Here is a 22,988-nt window from a genome sequence, read left to right on the forward strand (position 1 = left end):
AATCCTCCTATTTGGCTTGTAAATATGCAAAAGCTTGTTTTAAAAATTGATTTTCGCCTTGACTAGGCACATTTTGGAATAAGTCTTCTCCACTTCTTTCAAATGAAGAAATAGAACCAAATACTAGACCATTTGGACTGGTTAACGCATCAATATTTTCTTCTGCAAAATAAGTTTTAAAACCAGCAACAACTTGCCCATGGGCTTTCATTTTTGAACTGGCCTCTCCTAAATCTACGCGCCCAAATGCAGTTGCAATGGGTGCTGTATAGGTTTGATTACCTTGCCCCTTAGTGAACGGGCTATTTTCAGAAAGCACTTGACCAGTATATAAATCAGAAATAAATTTACCGTTTTTGTTAGGTAATATGCGGATAGCTGAATGACCTGTGACTTCTCCAAATTCAATTAACCCTGTACGGATTAAAGCGGAGAAAGCAGCCCCATTACCTGTAATCAAGCGATTAGCTTGTAAATGTGCTTCAATTGCTTGACGCACATCCGGTCTTGTTAAAATTAACTCCCAAGCACGCCCTTCTTCATCAGTTTGGTTACCAAAAACTGCACCATTTGGTAAGGCTAATAGCTGGCTCTCTTTTAAATGTTTAATAAATACTTGAATAGATTGTTCAAATTTTTCATGAGACGAATCTGCAATGACCATCATTTGACAATTAAATCCAGCCGCTTCTAAAGCAAACTGCAAATCAAATTCCCCATTCGTACCATATAAAACTGGTATGAATGCTTGAACATCTTTCGTTGTTTTATCAACTGTAGTCGAAGCATTCGTTTTAGATAGTGTTGTTGGTAATTCACGCGCGGTATTTTCAGTTTGATCAAATACGGAGGCGAAAACTTCATTTGACGCTGCTTCAATTGCCTGCACTGAATAATTTTGTCCAGCAATTTGGATATCATCTGCTTGTGTCTGACCAATCACTTGATAAGGGATATCTGCTAATAGCGTTGCTGGATCATCAGCTAATTCTAAAATAAAGGCACCCATTAACGGTTCAGCTAAACGGTTGGTTAAAGTTTCTGACACTTGAACAGAAATACCATTCCCATAAGACATTTCAATGAGGTCTTTTAACATGCCATTAAAACCAACAGTAGAAGCTGCCAGTAGAGCATCCCCTTTAGCCAATTGATGAATCGTTTCATAGATTTCTTTTTCTTTTTGTAAATCAATCGTGAAATCATCTTGTAACGGATTTTCGATTAAAACGACTTTGGACCCTACTTGCTTAAACGGTCGTGAGACAACTTCATCAATATGCCCTTGTGCAACTGCAAAAGATAATAAGGTTGGTGGGACATCGATATCCTCAAAACTGCCTGACATAGAATCTTTACCACCGATACTTGCTAAAGTTAAGCCAGACATAGCCAGATTAGCACCCAATAGAGATAACATTGGTTTTCCCCAACGTTTAGGGTCATCCTTCAAGTTTTCAAAGAATTCTTGGAAAGATAATCGTAAATCTTTATAGTCAAAACCTAAAGCCACCATCCGGCTAACCGATTCAATCACTGAATAGAACCCACCATGGAATGGCGATTGCTCAGAAAGATAAGGATCAAAACCATAAGCCATACCAGACGTGGTGGTTGTTTTACCGCCGTGTACTGGTAGTTTAGATACCATACCTAATTCAGGTGTAGAACGGTATCTACCACCAAATGGGAAGAGGACAGAAGCACGACCAATAGAACCATCAAATTGTTCAGCCATAGCTTTTTGACCTGCTCTATTTAAAGTAGACATATAGGCATTTAATGACGCTTCATTCCAAGTCGTATCCGAGTGAACATCATTTTTAAAAATACTTGTTGGTTGCGTCAAAATAGCATTCGCATGCTTAGCAGCGCCGTTAGAATCTAAAAAACTTCTACTTAAATCAATAATTTGCTGACCAGCCCAAGTCATTTGCATACGGTCATTTTCTGTTACTGATGCAATAACAGTAGATTCGACATCTTCTTCAGTACAATAGCTTAAAAAGGCTTCAATATCCTTTTCAGCTACAACAACAGCCATACGTTCTTGTGATTCAGAAAGGGCAATTTCACCACCATGCATACCTGGATATTTCACTGGTACATCATCTAGTTGAATGTTTAAACCATCTGCAAGTTCTCCTACTGCAACAGAAATACCACCAGCACCAAAGTCATTACAGCGTTTGATTAAGCGTGTGGCTTCCTCTCTTCTAAATAAGCGGGTAATTTTTCTTTCAATTGCTGCTGCACCCTTCTGCACTTCAGCCCCGGCATTTTCTAGTGATTGTTCTGTTTGAATTTGTGAAGAACCGACTGCAGCCCCTAAACCATCACGGCCAGTACGGCCACCTAATAAAATAATCTTATCTCCAACAACTGGTGCTTCCCGTACAATATGATCCTTTGGGGCTGCTGAAATCAAAGCCCCTGTCTCTAATCGTTTGGCTTCATATCCTGGGTGATAAATTTCTTCAGCATAACCACCAGTCAGTCCGATTTGATTCGCATAATCACTATTACCTTCTAAGGCCCGTTTTGAAATTGTTCTTTGTGGCAATTTCTCTGGGTATGTGTCTTCAAATGGTATATTAGGATCTTTAGCACCCGAAATACGCATACCTTGATATACCCAACTTCTACCTGATAATGGGTCACGAACCCCACCGCCAACACAGGTAGATGCACCACCAAATGGTTCAATCTCAGTTGGGTGATTATGGGTTTCATTTTTGAAATATAGAATCCAATCTTCTTCAGTGCCATCTACATCTACTTTAATTTCTAAAGCACAAGCATTGACTTCTGGAGAGATTTCCACGTTGTCCAAGATACCATTTTCACGTAGGTAGCGACTTTGGATTGTACCTAAGTCCATTAAAGTAATTGGTCGATCTGTTCGACCTAATTGGGCTCTTTTTTCTAAATAATCATTTAAAGCAGCTTTGAAAAGCGGTTCATATTGACCAGCGTCAATAGTGACAATGTCAATCTGCGTGTTAAAAGTCGTATGACGACAGTGATCCGACCAATAAGTGTCAATCACTTTAAGTTCTGTTAGGTTAGGATTACGGTTTTCAGATTTAAAGTAAGTTTGGCAAAAGCGTAAATCATCTAAATCCATTGAGAAATGCTTGCCTAAATCTAACAATTCTGCTTGAGTCATTTCAGTGAAGCCTGACACTTCTTCTAACTCTGTTGTTGATGATGGATGAATTTCAAATGGGGGTTCATCCATAGCAATAACCGTGTTTTCCACTGGATTAATAAGGTAGTTTTCAAATTTTTGACCTTGATCTTGGCTTACATGATTTAAGGTCACTACTTTTGAATGGAAGACTTTAACTTCACTTAAGCCAAGTATGTGTTGAATCATTTCGTTCATCATTTGTTCATTTTCATTATACTGGCCCGTTACTTGGCGGTAGCGAAAGGTATAATCAGCTGCTGGTATAGTCTCAATAAAGCTTAATTTTTCTGTATCAAATAAAGCGTGTTGAATCTGTTCCAATGCTACTTTAGAAGTGTTTTCAAATTGGTACAGATTATAAAAAGTAATCTCAGTGTTTTCATCAAACTGAAGGAATTCTACTGCTTCTTTTCTATACTTTTGTCCTTCAACATCAAATTGGGCATTATTTTTTGTAATGACTTGCATTTCGGTCCTCCACTTATTCAAAGTAATGAACTAAGGCTAAAGGTTCAATATACTCATCGCCTTTATAAACACGCATATTTCCGCCTGAAATTTCATCAATTAAAATAATTTCATCACTACCTTCTAAGCGACCAAATTCCAATTTGATATCATATAATGTTAATCCTTTATCCGCCAAAGCTTCTTTAATCACCAATGAGATATCTTGAGTTAGTTTTTTTAATTGTTCGTATTCGCCAGCTTTTAAAATATTTAATTGTTCAAGCGCGTCTTGCGTAATTAATGGATCTTGACGGTCATCATCTTTTAAAGTGAATTCAACATAGGCATCAAGTGGCGTACCAGATTCAATATAAGCACCGTAACGTCTAATAAAGCTCCCTACTGCTTTAAACCGACAAATCACTTCTAATCCTTCTCCAAAGACAGAAGCTTTTTTAATTTGCATCGTATTCTCTGTTGTATTTGAAGAAATATAATGTGTGGGAATTTGTTTTTCTTTAAATAATTCAAAAAAGTATGTTGAAAGCACAACATTACTATGACCTGATCCTTCAATTGTTGCGCCAACTTGATTCTCACCTGGATCAAATACCCCATCTTTACCCGTAACATCGTCTTTAAATTGGAAATAATATTGGCCGTTATCATCTTGGCATAAATTTTTTGTTTTTCCTGTATAAATAAGCATTACTAAAAACCGCTCCTTTTAAAAAACATACGTTTCCACTGAATTATTTATGAATATTCGTTTTTCGGATAATCATATGACTACCTTAAAGGAATTTTTGTATAAACTCAAGCAAAAGATGAACATTTAAAATAAAAATATCGTAAAACACCGTATTTCTCGAATTAAAAACGAACATTCTAATTCAACCATACGATAAATGTTAATATTTTAATTCATTTTACAAAATTGTATCTGAATTGTACTTTTTATGTTTGCTGCAAATAATTAATACAAGTAAAAAACCACCTAAAACGAAAGCCGGTTTGGCATCCATTTTTAGGTGGTTCCTATTGAATTTGTTTCCTTTATTATTCAGCTTTAGGTTGTGTTTGTAGGACTTGTACCTTTTTCCCATTGATCTTCTCTTCTAATTCAGGGTAAACAAGGCGTGCGGTCGCTGAACCAAAGACCATTAATTCATATAATAATTGTGGATCTTCAGTTGTTCTTGATAATAAGCGTAGATAAATTTCTCCGTCACCAGTCAAAATCAAGGTATAGTAGCCTGCACGTTTTAAGTTAATTTCATTAATAACAGCTAAAGCTTTTGTTTGATTGTTGAAATCTTCAACTTGGACTAGTTTACGATAAGTAATTTGGTATTCCGTTACGGATGAACCTTCTTTAAACTCACGTGCTACGACGTTAAAAGGAATCGTTTTATCTTCAGCAATACGGTAAGCACCTGAGAAAACAACTTGGTCTTCATTGAATTTATTCTTCTTAACGGGTACTTTCTTATCTTTAAACATTTTCTCTAAAATTGGTTCAATTGATGGCATGGTATTCCTCCGTTTATCCTCTAAATTCATTACTATCCTTATTGTAACATAAGCTGATCATAAACTTAGTAACTAAAAAGGCCAATTCATTATCAAGCTATCGTCATCTCTCTAAACTCAACGGTCATAGCAATTGGCAGAATCATTAAAATATAGGTCAAAACTTAAATGTTTCCTTGTGGCATTTTCTATGTTGCATAAACTAAGCTTTTCCCATTATATTCCAAAGAAAATTAAATAAAGGCATGACATCTTACCTAATTAAAATGTCAGTTTTGGCTCCCAAAGAGGGTCTTCTTTGAGGTCTGAATCTGCGATAGCCATGTCTAAAACTTCCATGACAGTTAAACTTTGGGCTAAGTGCTCTTCTGCAAACGTCGTATCACCGTGATCAATCCAATTGGCAAAAATCTCAAATTCTGCACCCATCTTATGGTCGTATGTATTTAATTCAAAGTGGTCTGTATACCCGTCATTTGTCCAGATATCAAATGATGTGACCCTATTCGTTGCACTATTTACCCTGATAGTACCTTTCGTCCCTTGAATTGTTGCCCCGTTTTTCCCTGTAGAATCCTTTGAAGCCATACATACGGCTTTTGCGTAGCCATAGTCCATGATCAACACACCAGATGTATCAATCCCATTTTCAATGTTGGGGTAGTAAGCCACTTTCTTTGGTCTACCGATTAAACCAACGACAAAATGTATATTGGATGAATTTAAATCCATCAAGGCACCGCCACCATTTTTGATATCAAAGGCCGGCAAAATGTTCCCTGCTGTGAAAGCATCATACTTACTCGAATATTTTGAGAAATTGCATTCAATTAACTTAATATCACCAATAAGTGGTAAAAGTTCACGGATTTTACCATAATTTTCGACAAATTGACCTGTTACAGCCTCAGCCAATACTAAATCATAGTCAATAGATAGTCGTTCTAATTCGATTAATTCCTTTTGTGACATCGTGAAAGGTTTCTCACAGATAACATGCTTACCATGAAGTAATGCTTCCTTCGCAAAAGGAAAATGTAAGTTATTAATGACGGCAACATATACCGTATCGATATCTGCTTTCATCAAAAATTGATTATAATCACTATATACTTGATCAATACCATATTGCTTTTGAAAGGCTATAGCCTTATCAACACTTTTGGGTGTTGAATTAATTGCTGTTACTTGAATTTCTGGTAACTCGGCAATTACTGGCAAAAATTGCGCCACAACTTTCCCAGTTCCCGCTATCCCTAATTTCATATCTGCTCCTCCATAAACCTGAAAATACCGTAGAATTCGGTATCAACATTCTTCTGATAGCTAATTATAAGCGTCTAAACCTATAAATTCTAGCGCTATTTGATGTAAAGTGCATTTTTATTTCAAATAAAGTAATCGATTACCGTTCTTTTTAAAATAAAAAGCCTTTTTCACCGCACTATGGATGTAATATAGGCTAGTGCCAATTCATTTTACTAGCCAGCTTTTCAAATCTCCTTTATCATGTAAGGTAGATAGGCAAGAGCTTAAAGGAGGATTTCTCATGAAACAATATACTAATTTCATTAATGGTGAGTGGACAAGCCCTACCAATAATGAATTCAAAGACGTAGAAAACCCAACAACTGAAGAAACCATTGCCCAAGTCGCATACTCTTCTAATGAAGATGTTGACCAAGCAGTTGAAGCCGCAAAAAAAGCCTTCCCTACTTGGAATAAATTATCCCTTGAGGAAAGAACCAGTTATGTAGAAAAATTATTAACTGAAATTAAGGCACACAAAGATGAATTACGAGATATTATTGTTGAAGAATTTGGTGCTGCCAAGACCTTCTCTGAGTCAGGACAAGTTGGTTTAGCCATTGATGAAATGTCTGCCACAATAGAGGCAATCAAAGACTACGACTTAACTAACCAAGTTGGAAACACTAAAGTCATTAAAGAAGGATATGGTGTAGTTGCAGCAATTACTCCTTGGAACTACCCGTTAAATCAAATCCAACGAAAAATCACCCCTGCACTATTAGCTGGGAATACCGTAGTTGTGAAACCAGCATCTGATACACCACTCACTGCAGTAAAACTATTTGAATTAGCTGAAAAAGTAGGCTTTCCAAAAGGGGTATTCAACCTAATCCTTGGTAGCGGTAGCGGTGTTGGGAACTATCTAGCTGAACATAAAGATGTTGCTGTTGTTTCCTTTACCGGGTCAACCGAAGTTGGTCAAGGACTATATGAAAACGCTGCTAAAGGTATTAAACATATCATTCTTGAATTAGGTGGCAAATCAGCACTCGTTTATTTACCAGGTGGCGATTTATCCTTTGCCGTTAAAAAAGCCATGGGGACGATTTTAAATAACCAAGGGCAAACTTGTACTGCACTGACAAGATTATTGGTTCCTAAAGACGAATTAGCAGATGTGGAAGCAGAAGTAAAATCTTACTATGAAAAGAATGTTATTTTAGGTGACCCTGCTGATCCAAATACCCTTGTAGGGCCAATGGTATCCGCTAATCAAAAACAAACTGCGCTCGAATATATTGAAAAAGGTAAAGCAGAAGGCGCAAAGGTTTTAGTCGGTGATAAAAAACCAGCCAGCGAAACTGGTCATTTTGTAACACCTACTGTCTTTACAAATGTCACAAATGATATGACGATTGCCCAAGAAGAAATTTTTGGTCCTGTACTCGCCATCATCACATATGAAACTGAAGAAGAAGCTATTGAAATTGCTAATGACTCAATTTACGGCCTTTCAGGTGCTGTAGTCGGACCAGATGAAAGAGCTTATGAAGTCGCTAAGCAATTACGCACTGGAAATATCTTTGTGAATAAAGCGGGACGTAATCCCCTTGCCCCATTTGGTGGTTACAAACAATCCGGATTAGGACGCGAAAACGGTCTATACGGTGTTGAAGACTACTTAGAAACAAAAGCGATCTTCTTAGAAGATTAAAGAACTATATCTAAGAAAAAATAAATAAGCAAATTTTAGATAAATAAAACAGCTACTAGATGATATCAATCTCTTAGTAGCTGTTTTTTAACTTTTAGTGATATACCTTTGAAAAATATAAGGCCATCAAAGCCATGTTCTGCGATTAAAGGCCTACACCAAAGACGCTATTCTCAATCATTCACCATCAACCCTAATAATGATTCGTATACAGGTTTAGATTGACATATTTCTGCCACGAAATAAGCAATAAAAGTGACAATGGCAATTGGGAGTAGATACTGGATAGATCCCCCTGTCATTTCTAGAATCAAGAAAATACCCGTTAATGGCGCACGTACAATCGCTGCAAAATGCGCAGCCATCGCAATGACAGTAAAGACCATAATCGTGTACGCGTCCACTAGACCTAAGGCATGCAATCCACTCGCATAAATATTCCCTACTAAAGCGCCAAGAGATAACAACGGGAAAAAGATCCCCCCTGGAATTCCTGACCCGAAAGCCACACCAAGTAACAGTATTTTTGACACGAATAAGTAAACCAGTGTTAATACGCTAGGGTTGTCTAAAAATGGTAATAGAATCAATTGTTCACCAGAACCAATTAACCGCGCATCAAATAACAATACCACGGCTGTGATGAGGAAAGGAAAAACCATTTTCCAAAAAGATGCTAGCTGCCAATGACGATAAATCGCTTTAGACCATAAGATAACGGTATTAAACAACACACCTGATAAACCTAACAATACCCCTAAAATTAGTAAATACGGATAAGTTGCCATTTCCACCCGTAAGGCTCGAGGAATCGTCATCACAGCATCATTCCCAATCAACGCAATCGATACGAGAGTTGCAGTAATAATCGTTAAAGTGGCAGATAGAAAACCACGACGGGTAACCTTCTTCAATAATTCCTCTAAACAGAAAATAATACCAGATACAGGGGCATTAAAAGCTGTAGACAAACCGGCTCCTGCAGCGCCGACAATCAAATATTTCGTAGATTCTTTAGATGATTTAGTCACCTCTGCTACTCCCTGACCTATGGCTGCCCCAATTTGTACTGAGGGTCCTTCTCGCCCTAGTGTAAGTCCTGACCCAATCGCGAGTAATCCACCAGTTATTTTATAAAATAAAACAGATGGCCAAGAAAAATTTAACTGCCCACTCAACTTTCCAGCAATTTGTGGAATACCTGATCCACCAATCATAGGTTCTCTTTGTGCCGTCCAAGCCACGAAACAACCAATCAATCCTAAAGCCAGTATAAATAAAAAACTATGACCGATTGAAGCCTGTCCCCAATTTAAAAGCCACGTTACTAGCCCCATCAAAAACGGTATAGCGACTCTAAATAATGAAACAACAATGCCCACTAGGATACCTGAAATAACACTCAATAACACCAAACGATAATTCAATCGCCCTTCATGCATCACAACCATACCCCTTCTTCACAATAATGCATTTATTTTCTTTCCCAAATAAAAAAATCCCAACCAAGGATAAGCTCGATCGGGATTTTCTGTATAGCTACTGCAGTAGCCTTATTTTTGTTTGTTACGGCGACGTTCTGGAATACGTGCAGCTTTACCATGTAAGTCACGTAAGTAGAACAATTTAGCACGACGAACTTTACCTTCACGTAATACTTCAATTTTAGCTACGCGTGGTGTGTGTACTGGGAAAGTACGTTCAACACCAACACCGTTTGAAATTTTACGAACTGTGTAAGTTTCGCTGATACCAGCACCACGACGTTGAATAACAACACCGTCAAATAACTGGATACGTTCACGTTCACCCTCAACAACTTTCGCGTGTACACGAACAGTGTCACCAGGACGGAAGTCAGGTACATCGTTACGTAGTTGTTCTGAAGTGATTTGATCAATTAAATTACTCATGTAGATTCTCTCCTTTCAACAACACTCATATGACAATTTTGCCACAGCGGAATATCATAAAGTATGTGTTCAAACAACACCTTAAATATTGTAACAAATCTATCACTTATTGTAAATAGAAAGTTGAACATTTCTTGATATAAATTGTTATTAACAAGTAATAATGTCATAGGTATTAATAAGGGAAAATCTCCCACCCTCACTATACAAATATTTGTTCCTTACGCCACTTCACGATACAATAATAGATGAATAGGAAACGGTTACAGAATAGATAAAGGAGATCTCGTAATGACAAATGACAAACAACAAGTAAACAATATTTACAAGGATTTATATTTAGAAGTAGCCGACTTACGTGAAACCGTTTACCAAGAGGGGCAACAAATTTATACATCTTGGAATCCTGCCACCCTCCGTGAAGATTTTAAGGAAGCAGCCTTAAATTTTGCCTATTATGTTGCCCTTCGTCGCCGTGATATTCGCGACTTACAATTAAAACTAGGAAATCTGGGCCTTTCTTCACTCGGTCGTCTTGAAGGACATGTACTATCTACCCTTGATTTAGTCGCTTATCATTTAGCAAAAAGCGCGGACATGCCCGCAGTCGATATTCCTGAACATATGACCAAAACCAGTCAAGGTCACGGCTCTACACTTGACCAACTCACCAATGATTTCTTTGGCCCAGGCGCTAAAGACCGCTATTCCCGTATCATGGTTACCATGCCCAATGAAGCCGCCACTGACCAAGACCTAGTAGACCGCATGGTGAAAGCTGGTTTAGACGTTGCCCGTATTAACTGTGCCCATGATGATGTAACTACTTGGCGGAAAATGGTCAAAAATATTCATCAATCTGGCAAGAAATACCAGCGCGATATTAAAATTTTCACTGATATCGCTGGTCCTAAAGTGCGTATCCAAGCTATCTATACCACTTTACAAAATCCTAAGCTTTATGAAGGGGATGTCTTCTTCCTAACGAGTGATACGGTGTTAAAGGACTTTTATGACTGTGAAATAGTCTTATCCTGTCCAATTCCAGAACTGATTCAAGATTTAAAGGTTGATGAAGTGGTGTCCCTTGATGATGGGAAAATTCAAGGTAAAGTCTAAAAAGTCTATCCTGAAGGGGTAAAAATTACCATCACCCAAATGGCATCAAATGGTAAGAAAGTAAAAGCGACAAAAGGGATCAACTTTCCTGACCGTGAATTGAATATCCCTGTATTAACCGATAAAGACATTGACGACTTAGCTTTTTCAAAAGAAGCTGCTGACGTGATTGGCTTCTCCTTCGTCCACAATTTGGATGACGTTCGCCATATTAACCAAGTAATGGCAGAAAAAGTAAGTGAAGATCAAGATAAACTAGCTACTATCAAGTTAGAAACCATTTCTGGATTTGAGAATCTCATCAATATCATCATCGAGGCTAACCGCTACCGACCAACAGGCATTATGATTGCTAGAGGAGACCTAGCTGTAGAAGTTGGCTATCTACGACTATCTGTTGTTCAAGAAGAAATCCTTTGGTTCTGCGAAGCTGCGCAAATCCCTGTAATCTGGGCCACCCAGGTTCTTGAGTCCTTGGTAAAATCCGGCGTACCTTCAAGAGCTGAAATTTCGGATGTATCTATGGGGTCACGAGCTGAATGTGTCATGTTAAATAAAGGTGAACATATCCTTGAAGGAATCAATCTTTTACGGTCAATTTTAGCAGACATTGATGAACACCAATTCAAAAAGACACCATTAATGAAACAATTGAACGTAGCCAATACCATTTTCGAATAAAAATAAACACCTACCTCTAATATCCTAAAGGTAGGTGTTTTATGATGTCTAACTATAATATTTTGACTTTTATTGCCGCTTACCATCCTTGGTATAAGCAATGACTTTGGTTCCTTTGTTATCAGCAATTTCCTTAGCCCGCTTCACAGCATCCTCTTTTAAGTCAAAAGTATCCGCAACGCGTTCCGCCTTCACGGTAATCACTTGCCATTGTTCAAGCTCATGATCAAACTTCACCTGCACGTCTTCATCCATCAATTCAGGATTAGCCGATTCAGTATCATGCTTGTCGCTCTTTTTAGGATTGCTTGCATGTTTAACTTCCGAAATCTCTTTATCAGAAGCATTCTGATACCATTCTTTCCCTTGCTGTATCGCAATTGGGATTAAATCTTCCTCCTTGTAACCCGCAGCTTCCATAGCATTCATGATCTCAATGATCTTCTTACGTTCAACCTCATCAAAATTTTTTAAGTTGTTAGGATAATCTTGCATATTCCATGGCATAACATCATCTCCATCCTTAACTCATATTGTATCAAGAATAGGGAATAAATAAAAAGGATAGCCATGTTCAATCTAGCATGAAACTGGGACCCACACAATAGACCACGCTAACAAACAGCCCTACTCAGTTTCTGCTTTAATTTCTTCAAGCCACTTCGCTTGCTTGGGCGTTAATGGATAGTTCTTCAACATATCTGAACGGCGTTCATAGGTCCGGCGTAAAGATTCTTTCTCTTTCCAATCCGCAATCTTAGCATGGTTCCCAGACATTAGCACATCCGGCACCTTCATCCCTTTGTATTCAGCTGGACGCGTATATTGTGGGTATTCTAGTAGTCCAGTTGAGAAAGAATCACCAGTGATAGACGCTTCGTTTCCAACAGCATCTTCAAGCAAACGAACAGTCGCATCAATCACAATCATAGCCCCTAATTCGCCACCAGTGAGCACATAGTCTCCAACTGAAATCTCATCGGTTACATATGACCGAATCCGCTCGTCATAGCCTTCATAATGGCCACAAATAAAAATCAAATGCGCATCTTCTGCAAATGATTCCGCATGCTTTTGCGTAAACGTTTCACCAGCTGGATCCATCAAAATAACCCGTTTTTTGGTATCAGGATGCTTACGCTCAATTTCTTCTAAAGCATCATGGATCGGGTCAACCCGAAGCAACATCCCAGCACCACCGCCATATGGGTAATCGTCCACATGACCGTGTTTATTTACTGCAAACTTACGAAAGTCCGTAATATCAATATTGGCTACCCCTTTTTCCTGGGCCTTCCCAATAATCGACGTATTCATTGGCCCTTCAAACATCTCCGGGAAAAGGCTTAAGACATCAATCTGCATTAGGCGTCACCTTTTTCTGTGTCCACATCTTCAATTAAGCCATCCATCGGTTCAATCACCACGCGATTACCAGCCAAATCAATCTCTAATACAATATCTTCAATATAAGGAATCAAAATATCTTGTCCTTTATTTGGACGTTGAATCGCCCACACATCATTCGATGGTAAAGACGTAATTTCACGAATCTTACCTAAATAGTCATTGTCCGTAGTATATACTTCTAAACCAATAATATCATCATAGTAAAACTCGTTCTCATCCAACTGGTCAGCTTCACGTTCAGCCCCAGCGACTTTCAGGTCAAAACCTTTAAATTTCTCCACATCATTAATATGATCCTTACCTTTAAAATGTAAGAGATTGAAATTTTTATGCAGGCGGCGACCATCTACTTCAACATTCTCCACCAATTTATCACCATTAAAAATCGCCAAAGTAGACCCTATTTTAAAACGTTCTTCTGGGAAATCAGTTATCGCCATTACCCGTACTTCACCGCGTAAGGCCTGCGTATTCACAATTTTCCCGACCAAATAATACTGTTCTTCAGCCATGCCCTCAATCTTCACCATATCTATTGCCATCCCTTCTTACGTGCCTATCTGCCAACTTTTAAACCAATAATTGAAAAAAGGACACGCCACCCATTTCTAGCGACCACTGTAACCAAAAAAGCTACCATGGTCAAACGTCAGTCTTATTTTACATGAATACACCAGAAAAACCAAGATAACACGATAAATCCTAAGGCATTGCGCCAATAAAAATGCCCTTAAAATGCCATAAAAAAGACGCAGACATTTCTGTCCACGCCCTCAAAAAGCGGATTGCTTTGTTGCAAACATCGTATAAATAGGTGCGACGCTCATACCCTGTGAAGTTGAGTTTGCTTTGGCAGTCCGGTCTCCACTTCAGAAATATTTGCAGCAAGTAAACTTGCTACGTCATATTCCTTCCAGTGGTACCTGCCTAAGCGCCAAAGCTCGCATCCTATGAAGTTGAGTTCGCTAGGGCAGACAGGTGTCCGCTTCAGAATAGTTTGCATCACACTTTGTGTGATACGGCACTATTCTTCCATCGTCTCCTGTCTAAACGCCCTGTCTCACATCCTATTTAGTCGGGTTCGTGTCTCCAGAAAGAACTGCGTTTCAGATTAGTTTGTAACTGACTTTGTCAGTCACTGCGCTAATCTTCCAACGTTTTCTTTCTGAACGTCGACTCTCACACCCTGTGAAGTTGAGTTCGCTTTGGCAGTCCGGTCTCCACTTCAGAAATATTTGTAGCAAGTAAACTTGCTACGACATATTCCTTCCAGTGGTACCTGCCTGAGCGCCAAAGCTCACATCCTGTGAAGTTGAGCTCCAAATGTCAGACTCGTGCTACTTCAGGATTAGGCTACATGATTTTCAATCACTCCGTCTAATCCTTCCACTATTACGAGTCTAAACGACATTTGTCACATCCTTTTTTAGTTTTCTTTATCTATTATTAAGCGAATTCTTTTTGGTCCTTCTACTCGAACTGAATAGATAATTGTACGGATTGCGTTTGCAACGCGGCCACCCCTGCCAATCACCCGGCCAACATCATCAGGATGTAGCAACAAATGGTATTCTAAAAATTCATCTCCATCAACAATGTTCAATTGGACTTCATCAGGATGATTCACCAATGGTTTTACAATTGTTAACAATAAATCTTCAATGTTTGGCATATCATTCATAGTGTTTACGCTTATTTGTTAGCTGATTTAGCTTCTAATTTACTTTCGTGATGTTTTTTCATAACGCCTTGACGAGATAAAATGTCACGAACTGTATCAGTTGGTTGCGCACCATCTTTTAACCATTTTAAAGCCAACTCTTCATCTAATTCGATAGTTTCTGGTTGAGTTGTTGGGTTGTAAGTACCAATTTTTTCAATGATACGACCATCACGTGGTGCACGTGCGTCTGCTGCAACGATACGGTAGAATGGGTTACGTTTAGCACCCATACGTTTTAAACGAATTTTTACTGCCATGAGTAAGTTCCTCCTAAAAATTAAGTATTTTTATATATTTAAAGCCTTAAAAGCTCATCACAAGTAAACATGATAACAAGTTTTCATCAGCTTGTAAAGTATTTTCTCTTTACAGGGGGAATTAATTTTATAAATGACCTTATTTCCCTTTTCTCTTTGCTTTTTTCAGTTTACGAGCCATTTGTTTGGCTTGTAATTCAGCGACACGGTTCTTGTTGCGGTTACCGCCGCCACCAAATCCACCGAAGCCACCACCGCCTAGGCCACCCATCATGTTTTGAAGGGCACCCATGTTGCCATTAGACATCGCTGACATGATTTTACGTGACTCGTTAAATTGTTTAATCAACCGGTTCACTTCCTGTAATGTAGTAGCTGAACCTTTTGCAATTCGGCGACGACGAGATTGGCTAATTGAATCTGGATTTTCTCGTTCAAATGGCGTCATCGACTGAATCATCGCTCTGGTTTGGGTCATTTGTTTTGGATCAATATTCAAATCATCTAAATTCCCCAACTTATTCATTCCTGGAATTAACTTCAAGATATCTTTCATTGAACCCATCTTATTCATTTGGTCCATATTTTTCATGAAGTCATTGAAGTCATAGGTATTTTCACGCATCTTAGCTGCCATCGCTTCTGCTTCATTTTCATCAAACTCCGCTTGTGCTTTCTCAATAAGGGTTAACATATCCCCCATACCTAAGATACGGTTCGCCATACGGTCTGGATAGAAACGCTCAATCTCAGTTAATTTCTCACCAGTACCAGTAAATTTAATTGGTTTACCAGTTACAGAAACGATAGATAATGCAGCACCACCACGAGTGTCACCATCTAGTTTAGTTAAGACAACCCCAGTAATATCTAACTCGTCATCAAAGGCCTTGGCAACGTTAGCTGCTTCTTGACCAGTCATTGAATCAACCGTTAGTAAGATTTCATCCGGTTCCACTGCCGCCTTGATATCTTTTAACTCAGTCATCAATCGTTCATCAATTTGTAGTCGACCAGCTGTATCGATGAATACTAAGTCATGACCATTCATTTTAGCATGTTCAATTGCTTTAGTAGCAATCTCAACCGGACTAACTTGATCACCCAAAGTAAAGACTGGTAAATCTAATTGTTGACCAATTGTTTGTAATTGGTTAATAGCAGCCGGACGGTAGACATCCCCCGCTACTAATAATGGTTTCTTGTGATCATTTTTCTTTAAAAAGGCTGCTAGCTTACCAACAGTAGTGGTTTTACCAGCACCTTGAAGACCAGCCATCATAATTACTGTTGGTGGTGCGGTTGCAAATTGAATATCTTCGTGCTCTCCACCCATTAAGTCAGTTAATTCATCGTTTACAATTTTAACGACTTGTTGCGCTGGCGATAATGATTGTAATACTTCACTATTTAACGCACGTTCATTGACACGCTTAACAAAGTTCTTCACTACTTTGAAATTTACGTCAGCTTCTAATAAAGCTAGACGTACTTCACGCATCATTTCTTTTAAATCGCCCTCGGTAATCTTACCTTTCTTCCCCATGTTTTGGACAGCGCCTTGTAGTCTATCCGATAAACTTTCGAAAGCCATTCTTAATAACACTCCTTATTTATTCATCTTAGCCATTCAATTCGGATGGTGATTTGTTAAAATTCCTCATTTGCTTCATCACGGTTATCGATTGCAATGAATTGCTTCATATAGTCCGCTAGCTGTGTATCATTAGGGTATTTTTTTGCTACATAAGAGGCCATTTTTTCCCCTACTGCTCCTCTAGCATAATAATCACGCGCTAAATGCAAATGATTTTCATACTTCAACAAACTTTTTTCGGTCCGTCGAATGTTATCATAAACTGCTTGTCTTGACACATCAAAATGTTCTGCGATTTCTCCTAAAGAAAAATCTTCAGCATAGTACAGTTCAATATAAACACGTTGTTTTTCAGTTAATAAATCCCCGTAGAAAATCAAAAGGGTATTCATTTCATTTGTTTTTTGAATCTCCATCTAATCCTCTTCTATCTGTCTAAAATTTGTCAAGCAGTTTTCCTTTACAAGTGTTTAGTATACACTATCAAACTCACTGAATCAACGAAACGTCCCAAGTCGATTCACGCCCTTTGACAAATTAACGTCAACATTTATATACGATAAAATAAGAAAAAATCGAGGACTACATTATAGCCCCCGACCTTTCCATTTTATTGAATAGTTAAGCTTTTGGATCTTTAAATCCAGCTAATTTTTTCACGATATATACTAGTCCCGTAATCACTAGCACGATTAAAAGAATAATACCCCAAGTTACAAGCGTCAACGGTTCTGTCCCAAAGACATTGTTTAAGAAGGGTAGATAAACAACCAATAACTGTAACACAACTGAGAAAGCAATTGCTGCAAGTAATAATTTGCTTTGGAAGAAGGTTTTATCTAACCCAAAACCATTTAAACGACGAACATTCAAGATATGGAATAGTTGTGCTATCGCCATGTAGGTAAAGGTGGCTGTTTGGGCATACATTAATCCCATGTCAAATATGTTATGGAATAAGAAGAATACGCCAAATGCACCTAGTCCAATAATGACACCTGAAATAATGATGCGACTCAAGAAAGTTTTATTCACTAAACCAGATTCTTGATCTCTTGGTGGATGATCCATGACATTGTTCTCTGCTTTTTCATAAGCCAGAGCAATTGCTGGTCCAATATCTACTAGTAGGTTTAAGAATAAGATATGTAGTGGTTGAATTGGCATTGGTAACATGAAGACAATTGTTGATAAAATCGCAACAATTTCTACCATATTACAAGCGAATAAGAAGGAAATATACTTTTTGATATTTTCAAAAATGATTCGGCCTTCACGAACAGCATCTACAATTGTCCCAAAAGCATCATCGGTTAAAATCATGTCAGAAGCTTCTTTAGCAACCTCGGTACCACGAATACCCATAGCTACACCGATATCTGCACCATTTAAAGCCGGTGCATCATTGACACCATCACCGGTCATCGCCACAACATCCCCTTCATCTTGGAAGACACGAACAATCTGCAATTTATTTTCCGGTGAAACCCGGGCAAAAACAGCGACATCACGAATTTTATCAATAAAGTCTTTATCTTCATGAATAGCATCTAATTCTTTACCAGTCATGGTATTTTCATGGTTTTCAATCCCAATATCACTCGCAATCACCGAAGCAGTTCTTGGGTGGTCTCCCGTAATCATCTTCACCTGAATACCAGCCGCCTGTGTTTGGGCGACAGCATCTTTCACGTCTTGACGTGGTGGATCAATAATACCGAATAAACCATCAATCGTTAAAGTATTCGTATGATTTTCTAACCACGCTTCCATGTCGTCAGCTAATTCATCCGCTTCAGCTTGATCTTTAACCGTATATGAAGCAAGCGCAATCACGCGGTTGCCATCTTCTGTTAAAATATTATTCTTCACTTGCCAGAAATCAACTTCATCTTTTTCAGTGGCCACTAAATCTAGGACAACGTCCATCGCACCTTTCACAATTAAACGGTGAATATCATTTGGAAAATGGTAAAGGGCTGCCATATATTTCTTTTCAGAATCAAATGGGATTTCTGCAACAAGTTGATAGTCATTATCCCTTTCCCACTGAGGTGATAAACCAATTTTATGGCCCAGAACTGTTAAAGCCCCATCCGTTGGGTCACCTTTAATCGTATAAGGATCTTGATTGTCTTCATCTTCATCTGCCAACTCTGCTTCTTCTTCACCATCTACTACGGCATCCCGTTCAATTAAGCGAGCATCAGATGATAAGTAACCATCCGTAATCAATTTCAATATCATCGCTTTGTCATCATCTAACTTGTCGACATCTTCAATTGATTCAATCTCAAAAGTTACTTTTTCCCCATCTTGTGTAATAGCGCCTTCAGGGGTATAGCCTGACCCTGAAACTTCATATTGCCTATCATTTTTAATAATTAAACTTTCAACCATCATCTGGTTTTCTGTTAAAGTACCGGTCTTATCTGACGCAATAATTGACGTAGACCCTAAGGTTTCCACTGCAGAAAGTGTCTTAACTAAAGCTTGGTGCTTTACCATCGTCTGCATACCATTTGATAAGGTAATCGTTTGAACAGCTGGCATAGCTTCTGGAATCGCTGCTACGGCTAGAATAACCGCAATATGTAAGATTTCATTCACTGGATTACCATTAAATAAACCGATAGCAACGACTAGACCTGCTGCTATAAATGCCACAAAAATTAAGGCTTTCCCCAGCTGGTCAACTTCTTTACCTAAAGGCGTTTGTTGATCTTTGTCACCGGTCATCATTTCAGAAATACGGCCAACTTCAGTTGCCATTCCTGTACCAGTTACAACAACTTGCGCCTTACCACGCGTCACTGCAGTACCTGAAAAGACCATATTTAATCGGTCACCAATAGACGCTTCTTCATCATAAGTCGCTTCTGGATCCTTATCTACCGCTTCAGACTCACCAGTCAATGAAGCTTCCATCACAGCAAAGTTGTTGCTCGTTAATAAACGACCATCTGCTGCAATAGCATCTCCTTCAGCAAGAACCATCACATCACCTGGGACTAATTGAGAAGAATCAATCTCAACCTCTTCCCGTTTCGGATCACATGTACACTAGTATTGACCATATCCTGCAAGGCTTCTACAGACTTTTGCGCTTTAATTTCTACAAAATATCCAGTCAAAACCGAAATAAGAACAGCCAGCATCACGGCTATAGCTTCAATCCAATCACCCATTGCGATTGAAATTATGGCTGCGACGGCTAGTAAATAAACGATAATATTATTTAAATTATCTAATAGGATCTCCCACTTAGACTTACTATCCGATTCTTGTAACTTATTTTCCCCATAGTTTTCTAAACGTTCAGAAACTTCTTGGTCACTCAATCCTTTAGTCTTCGATGTTTCTAATTCATCGATGACGTCTTGTAACTTTTTTTGATAAATGTTTTTACTCATCGCCTCTTCCTTTCTTTAATAGAACTTTCAACTCTATTTGTAAATCATGTTAACATAATATTTTATTCATTAAAAGTCATAAAGGCTACCGATAACTTATTAATTAGGTATAATAAAAAAATATAAATAGGTATTTTCCCAAGATAAAAAGGTTGGAAGCGTTCCCTCCAACCTCAATATTTTTTATAAAATTTTCTGCTACTTAAAAATCTACCGCATGCCCTTGTAAAATTGCGTAACTATTTTAGTTGGTGAGACTGGGACAAAATGTCTCAGCCTCTCTTTACTATATAAGAACGTTTATCATTGGATTCCAAAAGTCAGCATTGTCCGATACTTCCCAAATGTCTCCAATAATATTTCATTATTGTTCGCCTTTTGGTCCAGTACGTCAATGCTTAACGACTTTTGTCTCACCTTCGATTTACTCAGCACTCGCTAAAGCTTGCTTAGCCAACAACAATGCCCCTGTAATCCCAGCATCATCACCAAGCTTTGGTAACTGGATATAATCTGTCATAGCTGGCAATTCCACATAATTAGCAACCGCTTTAGCCACTTGTGTACGAATCTTATCCAATAATTGCGCTTGATGCATTACACCACCACCTAATATTACGCGTTCTGGCGCTAAAGTTAAGGTATAGTTAGCAATGGCTTGACCTAAATAATTTGCCACATAATCCCAAACTTCATGGTCAGCAGGTAAATCAGCACCCTTGATGCCTGTTCTCTTTTCAATCGCTGGTCCTGATACTAATCCTTCAATACAATTACCGTGGAAAGGACAAGCCCCTTCAAAGTGGTCATACGGATCTTGAGCAACCTTAATATGGCCCATCTCAGGGTGACTATATGCATGGTAAATTTCCCCATTCATAGAGAATCCACCACCAACACCAGTCCCAATCGTTAAATAAAGACAAGATTTAGCCCCTTTTGCTGCACCCATCGTGTTTTCAGCAAGTGATGCCCCGTTCACATCAGTCGTCCAAGCAATCGGTTTATCGCCAAACCACGTCTGCATTTGCCCAACAAAATCATAATTCTGCCAAGATAACTTGGGTGTTGAGGTAATGTAACCATAAGTTGCTGAATCATGGTTCACATCAATTGGTCCAAAGGATGCGATCCCAAAACTTGCCAATTCATATTGATCGAAGAAGGCTTTTAATTCACCCATCGTTTCTTCTGGAACTGTTGTATCAATCCGTACTTGATCAATGATATTCAAGTCTTGGTCAGCTACTGCACAGATAAATTTCGTCCCACCAGCCTCAATACCGCCGTATAATAAATCTTTTGTCATCGTTTAAAGCCTCCAATTATTGATATCGTTTCCAACATTATACAATACTTTCTACAATTGTAAAAAAGAGGTATGACACTTTTGCCATCACCTCTCTTCAAATTTGGTTAAATATTTTTATACTATCTACTATTAGCTAAGCTTCTTCAAAAAATTGACCAGGATGCTCAATTGCTCGGACACGAACAATTTCTGGCATTTCGTTTAACTTCGCAACCAAATTAGCCACTTTTTCATGGTCTAATTCTTCTAAATCTACTAATGTATAAGCAAAGTCCCCTCGACCACGGTTCACCATATTCGCAATATTCATTCCTTGTTCTGCAACAAAGGTTGAAATCTTACCAATCATGTTTGGAATGTTCCGGTTAATGATTGTAATACGAACTGGTGAGTTAAAGCTCATTTGTACAGATGGGAAGTTAACTGAATTAACAATATCCCCAGTTTGTAAAAAGCGTTTTAAGTTTCCAGCTGCCATACGGGCGCAATTGATCTCTGCTTCCTCAGTAGACGCACCTAAGTGTGGTAACACACGGATTTTTTCATGGTGTAATAAATCTGCATCCGCAAAGTCCGTAGTATAACCTCCAATACGGTTTTCATTAACGGCTTTTAAAACTGCCGCTTTATCTACGATTGGCCCCCGAGCAAAATTATATAATTGGACATCTTCCTTCATCATAGCCAACTCACGCTCACCAATCATACCACGAGTTGAATCCATTAAAGGTACATGAACAGTAATGAAATCACAGGTTTTCAATAAATCTTCTAATTCCATCACACGGTTAACACGACGAGAAATACTCCAAGCTGTATCTACAGATACATATGGGTCATAACCGTACACTTCAATGCCTAAACGGTAAGCATCATTAGCAATCATGGCCCCAATAGCACCTAAACCAATAACACCCAATTTCTTTCCTTCTAATTCATTACCAGCAAATTGTTTCTTATTCGCTTCAACAATCGCTTCAACATCATCATCTGGACCAAACTTGTAGTTTTGAATCCATTCATGTCCTTGAATAATGGGACGAACAGATAATAATAAATTAGCTAATACTAACTCTTTCACCGCATTCGCATTTGCACCTGGTGTGTTAAAGACCACAATACCTGCCTCAGTAGCACGTTGAGTTGGGATATTATTAGTACCCGCACCAGCACGCGCAATCGCTTTTAATGAATCGTTAAAGGTCATATCACGCAAATCTTTAGAACGTAAAATTAATGCATCCGGATCATCATTTTCATTTATAGCATATTTCTCTCGCTCAAAACGCGCCATACCCTCAGCTGCAATCGCATTATAGGTCCTTAATTGATAAACTTTCTCTTTTAATTCCATATTTTTAAATTCCTCCATACCTTAAAGCAGGGACAATGTCTTGATATATGTTTGACTATTATTATTGA

Annotated in this window: 16 protein-coding genes and 2 pseudogenes; 2 read left to right on the forward strand and 16 right to left on the reverse strand. The window is 38.4% G+C overall.

The window, feature by feature from the left end; translation table 11 throughout:
* Window positions 1-7: 7 nt before the first annotated feature.
* The 4 genes from CJ191_RS01705 to CJ191_RS01720 form a co-directional block, all read right to left on the reverse strand.
* On the reverse strand, window positions 8-3,661 hold the full coding sequence (locus CJ191_RS01705; RefSeq protein WP_102198791.1) for a phosphoribosylformylglycinamidine synthase: 3,654 nt from the start codon (window positions 3,659-3,661) through the stop codon (window positions 8-10).
* Between the two features lie 13 nt (window positions 3,662-3,674).
* Entirely contained in the window at window positions 3,675-4,352 is a 678-nt protein-coding gene (locus CJ191_RS01710; protein ID WP_102198792.1) for a phosphoribosylaminoimidazolesuccinocarboxamide synthase, read from the reverse strand.
* Between the two features lie 350 nt (window positions 4,353-4,702).
* The gene (locus tag CJ191_RS01715) at window positions 4,703-5,176 is read right to left on the reverse strand and encodes a hypothetical protein (RefSeq protein WP_102198793.1); all 474 of its coding nucleotides are present in this window, start codon (window positions 5,174-5,176) and stop codon (window positions 4,703-4,705) included.
* A gap of 261 nt (window positions 5,177-5,437) precedes the next feature.
* A complete protein-coding gene (locus tag CJ191_RS01720; protein WP_102198794.1) occupies window positions 5,438-6,442 on the reverse strand; it encodes a Gfo/Idh/MocA family protein in 1,005 nt (334 codons plus the stop codon).
* 283 nt (window positions 6,443-6,725) lie between these two features.
* Between CJ191_RS01720 and CJ191_RS01725 the strand changes: the two genes are divergently transcribed.
* A complete protein-coding gene (locus CJ191_RS01725) occupies window positions 6,726-8,141 on the forward strand; it encodes an aldehyde dehydrogenase family protein (RefSeq protein WP_102198795.1) in 1,416 nt (471 codons plus the stop codon).
* 173 nt (window positions 8,142-8,314) lie between these two features.
* Here the strand turns inward: CJ191_RS01725 and CJ191_RS01730 are convergent, their stop codons facing one another.
* A complete protein-coding gene (locus CJ191_RS01730) occupies window positions 8,315-9,592 on the reverse strand; it encodes a ClC family H(+)/Cl(-) exchange transporter (RefSeq protein ID WP_257994099.1) in 1,278 nt (425 codons plus the stop codon).
* 102 nt (window positions 9,593-9,694) lie between these two features.
* A complete protein-coding gene (gene rplS, locus CJ191_RS01735) occupies window positions 9,695-10,054 on the reverse strand; it encodes a 50S ribosomal protein L19 (RefSeq protein ID WP_059348695.1) in 360 nt (119 codons plus the stop codon).
* Between the two features lie 726 nt (window positions 10,055-10,780).
* On the opposite strand from rplS, the pseudogene CJ191_RS01740 reads away from it, so the two are divergent.
* Window positions 10,781-11,854, forward strand: a pseudogene (locus tag CJ191_RS01740) (pyruvate kinase).
* Window positions 11,855-11,923: 69 nt separating this feature from the next.
* On the opposite strand, the gene CJ191_RS01745 reads toward CJ191_RS01740, so the two are convergent.
* From CJ191_RS01745 to CJ191_RS01790, 10 genes and pseudogenes are all read right to left on the reverse strand, one after another.
* On the reverse strand, window positions 11,924-12,361 hold the full coding sequence (locus tag CJ191_RS01745; RefSeq protein WP_102198796.1) for a DUF2188 domain-containing protein: 438 nt from the start codon (window positions 12,359-12,361) through the stop codon (window positions 11,924-11,926).
* A gap of 120 nt (window positions 12,362-12,481) precedes the next feature.
* Window positions 12,482-13,219, reverse strand: a complete 738-nt coding sequence (gene trmD / locus CJ191_RS01750) for a tRNA (guanosine(37)-N1)-methyltransferase TrmD (protein ID WP_102198797.1) — start codon at window positions 13,217-13,219, stop codon at window positions 12,482-12,484.
* A complete protein-coding gene (gene rimM / locus CJ191_RS01755) occupies window positions 13,219-13,794 on the reverse strand; it encodes a ribosome maturation factor RimM (RefSeq protein WP_102198798.1) in 576 nt (191 codons plus the stop codon). Before rimM ends, trmD begins: the two co-directional genes overlap by 1 nt.
* Before the next feature lie 896 nt (window positions 13,795-14,690).
* A complete protein-coding gene (locus tag CJ191_RS01760; protein ID WP_070468285.1) occupies window positions 14,691-14,936 on the reverse strand; it encodes a KH domain-containing protein in 246 nt (81 codons plus the stop codon).
* Window positions 14,937-14,956: 20 nt separating this feature from the next.
* A complete protein-coding gene (gene rpsP / locus CJ191_RS01765) occupies window positions 14,957-15,244 on the reverse strand; it encodes a 30S ribosomal protein S16 (protein WP_070468224.1) in 288 nt (95 codons plus the stop codon).
* Window positions 15,245-15,383: 139 nt separating this feature from the next.
* Window positions 15,384-16,838, reverse strand: a complete 1,455-nt coding sequence (gene ffh / locus CJ191_RS01770; RefSeq protein ID WP_102198799.1) for a signal recognition particle protein — start codon at window positions 16,836-16,838, stop codon at window positions 15,384-15,386.
* Window positions 16,839-16,894: 56 nt separating this feature from the next.
* Window positions 16,895-17,257: a putative DNA-binding protein gene (locus CJ191_RS01775; RefSeq protein ID WP_102198800.1), complete on the reverse strand. Its 363-nt coding sequence runs from the start codon at window positions 17,255-17,257 to the stop codon at window positions 16,895-16,897.
* A 205-nt stretch (window positions 17,258-17,462) separates the two neighbouring features.
* Window positions 17,463-20,254: pseudogene (locus CJ191_RS01780) on the reverse strand (cation-translocating P-type ATPase).
* A gap of 424 nt (window positions 20,255-20,678) precedes the next feature.
* Window positions 20,679-21,563, reverse strand: a complete 885-nt coding sequence (locus CJ191_RS01785; protein WP_070468229.1) for an ROK family protein — start codon at window positions 21,561-21,563, stop codon at window positions 20,679-20,681.
* 136 nt (window positions 21,564-21,699) lie between these two features.
* Window positions 21,700-22,920, reverse strand: coding sequence for a 3-phosphoglycerate dehydrogenase family protein (locus tag CJ191_RS01790; protein WP_070468231.1), 1,221 nt, complete (start codon window positions 22,918-22,920; stop codon window positions 21,700-21,702).
* Window positions 22,921-22,988 lie beyond the last annotated feature (68 nt).

The organism is Aerococcus viridans, assembly GCF_002871935.1.
GTDB classification, from domain to species: Bacteria; Bacillota; Bacilli; order Lactobacillales; family Aerococcaceae; genus Aerococcus; species Aerococcus viridans_B.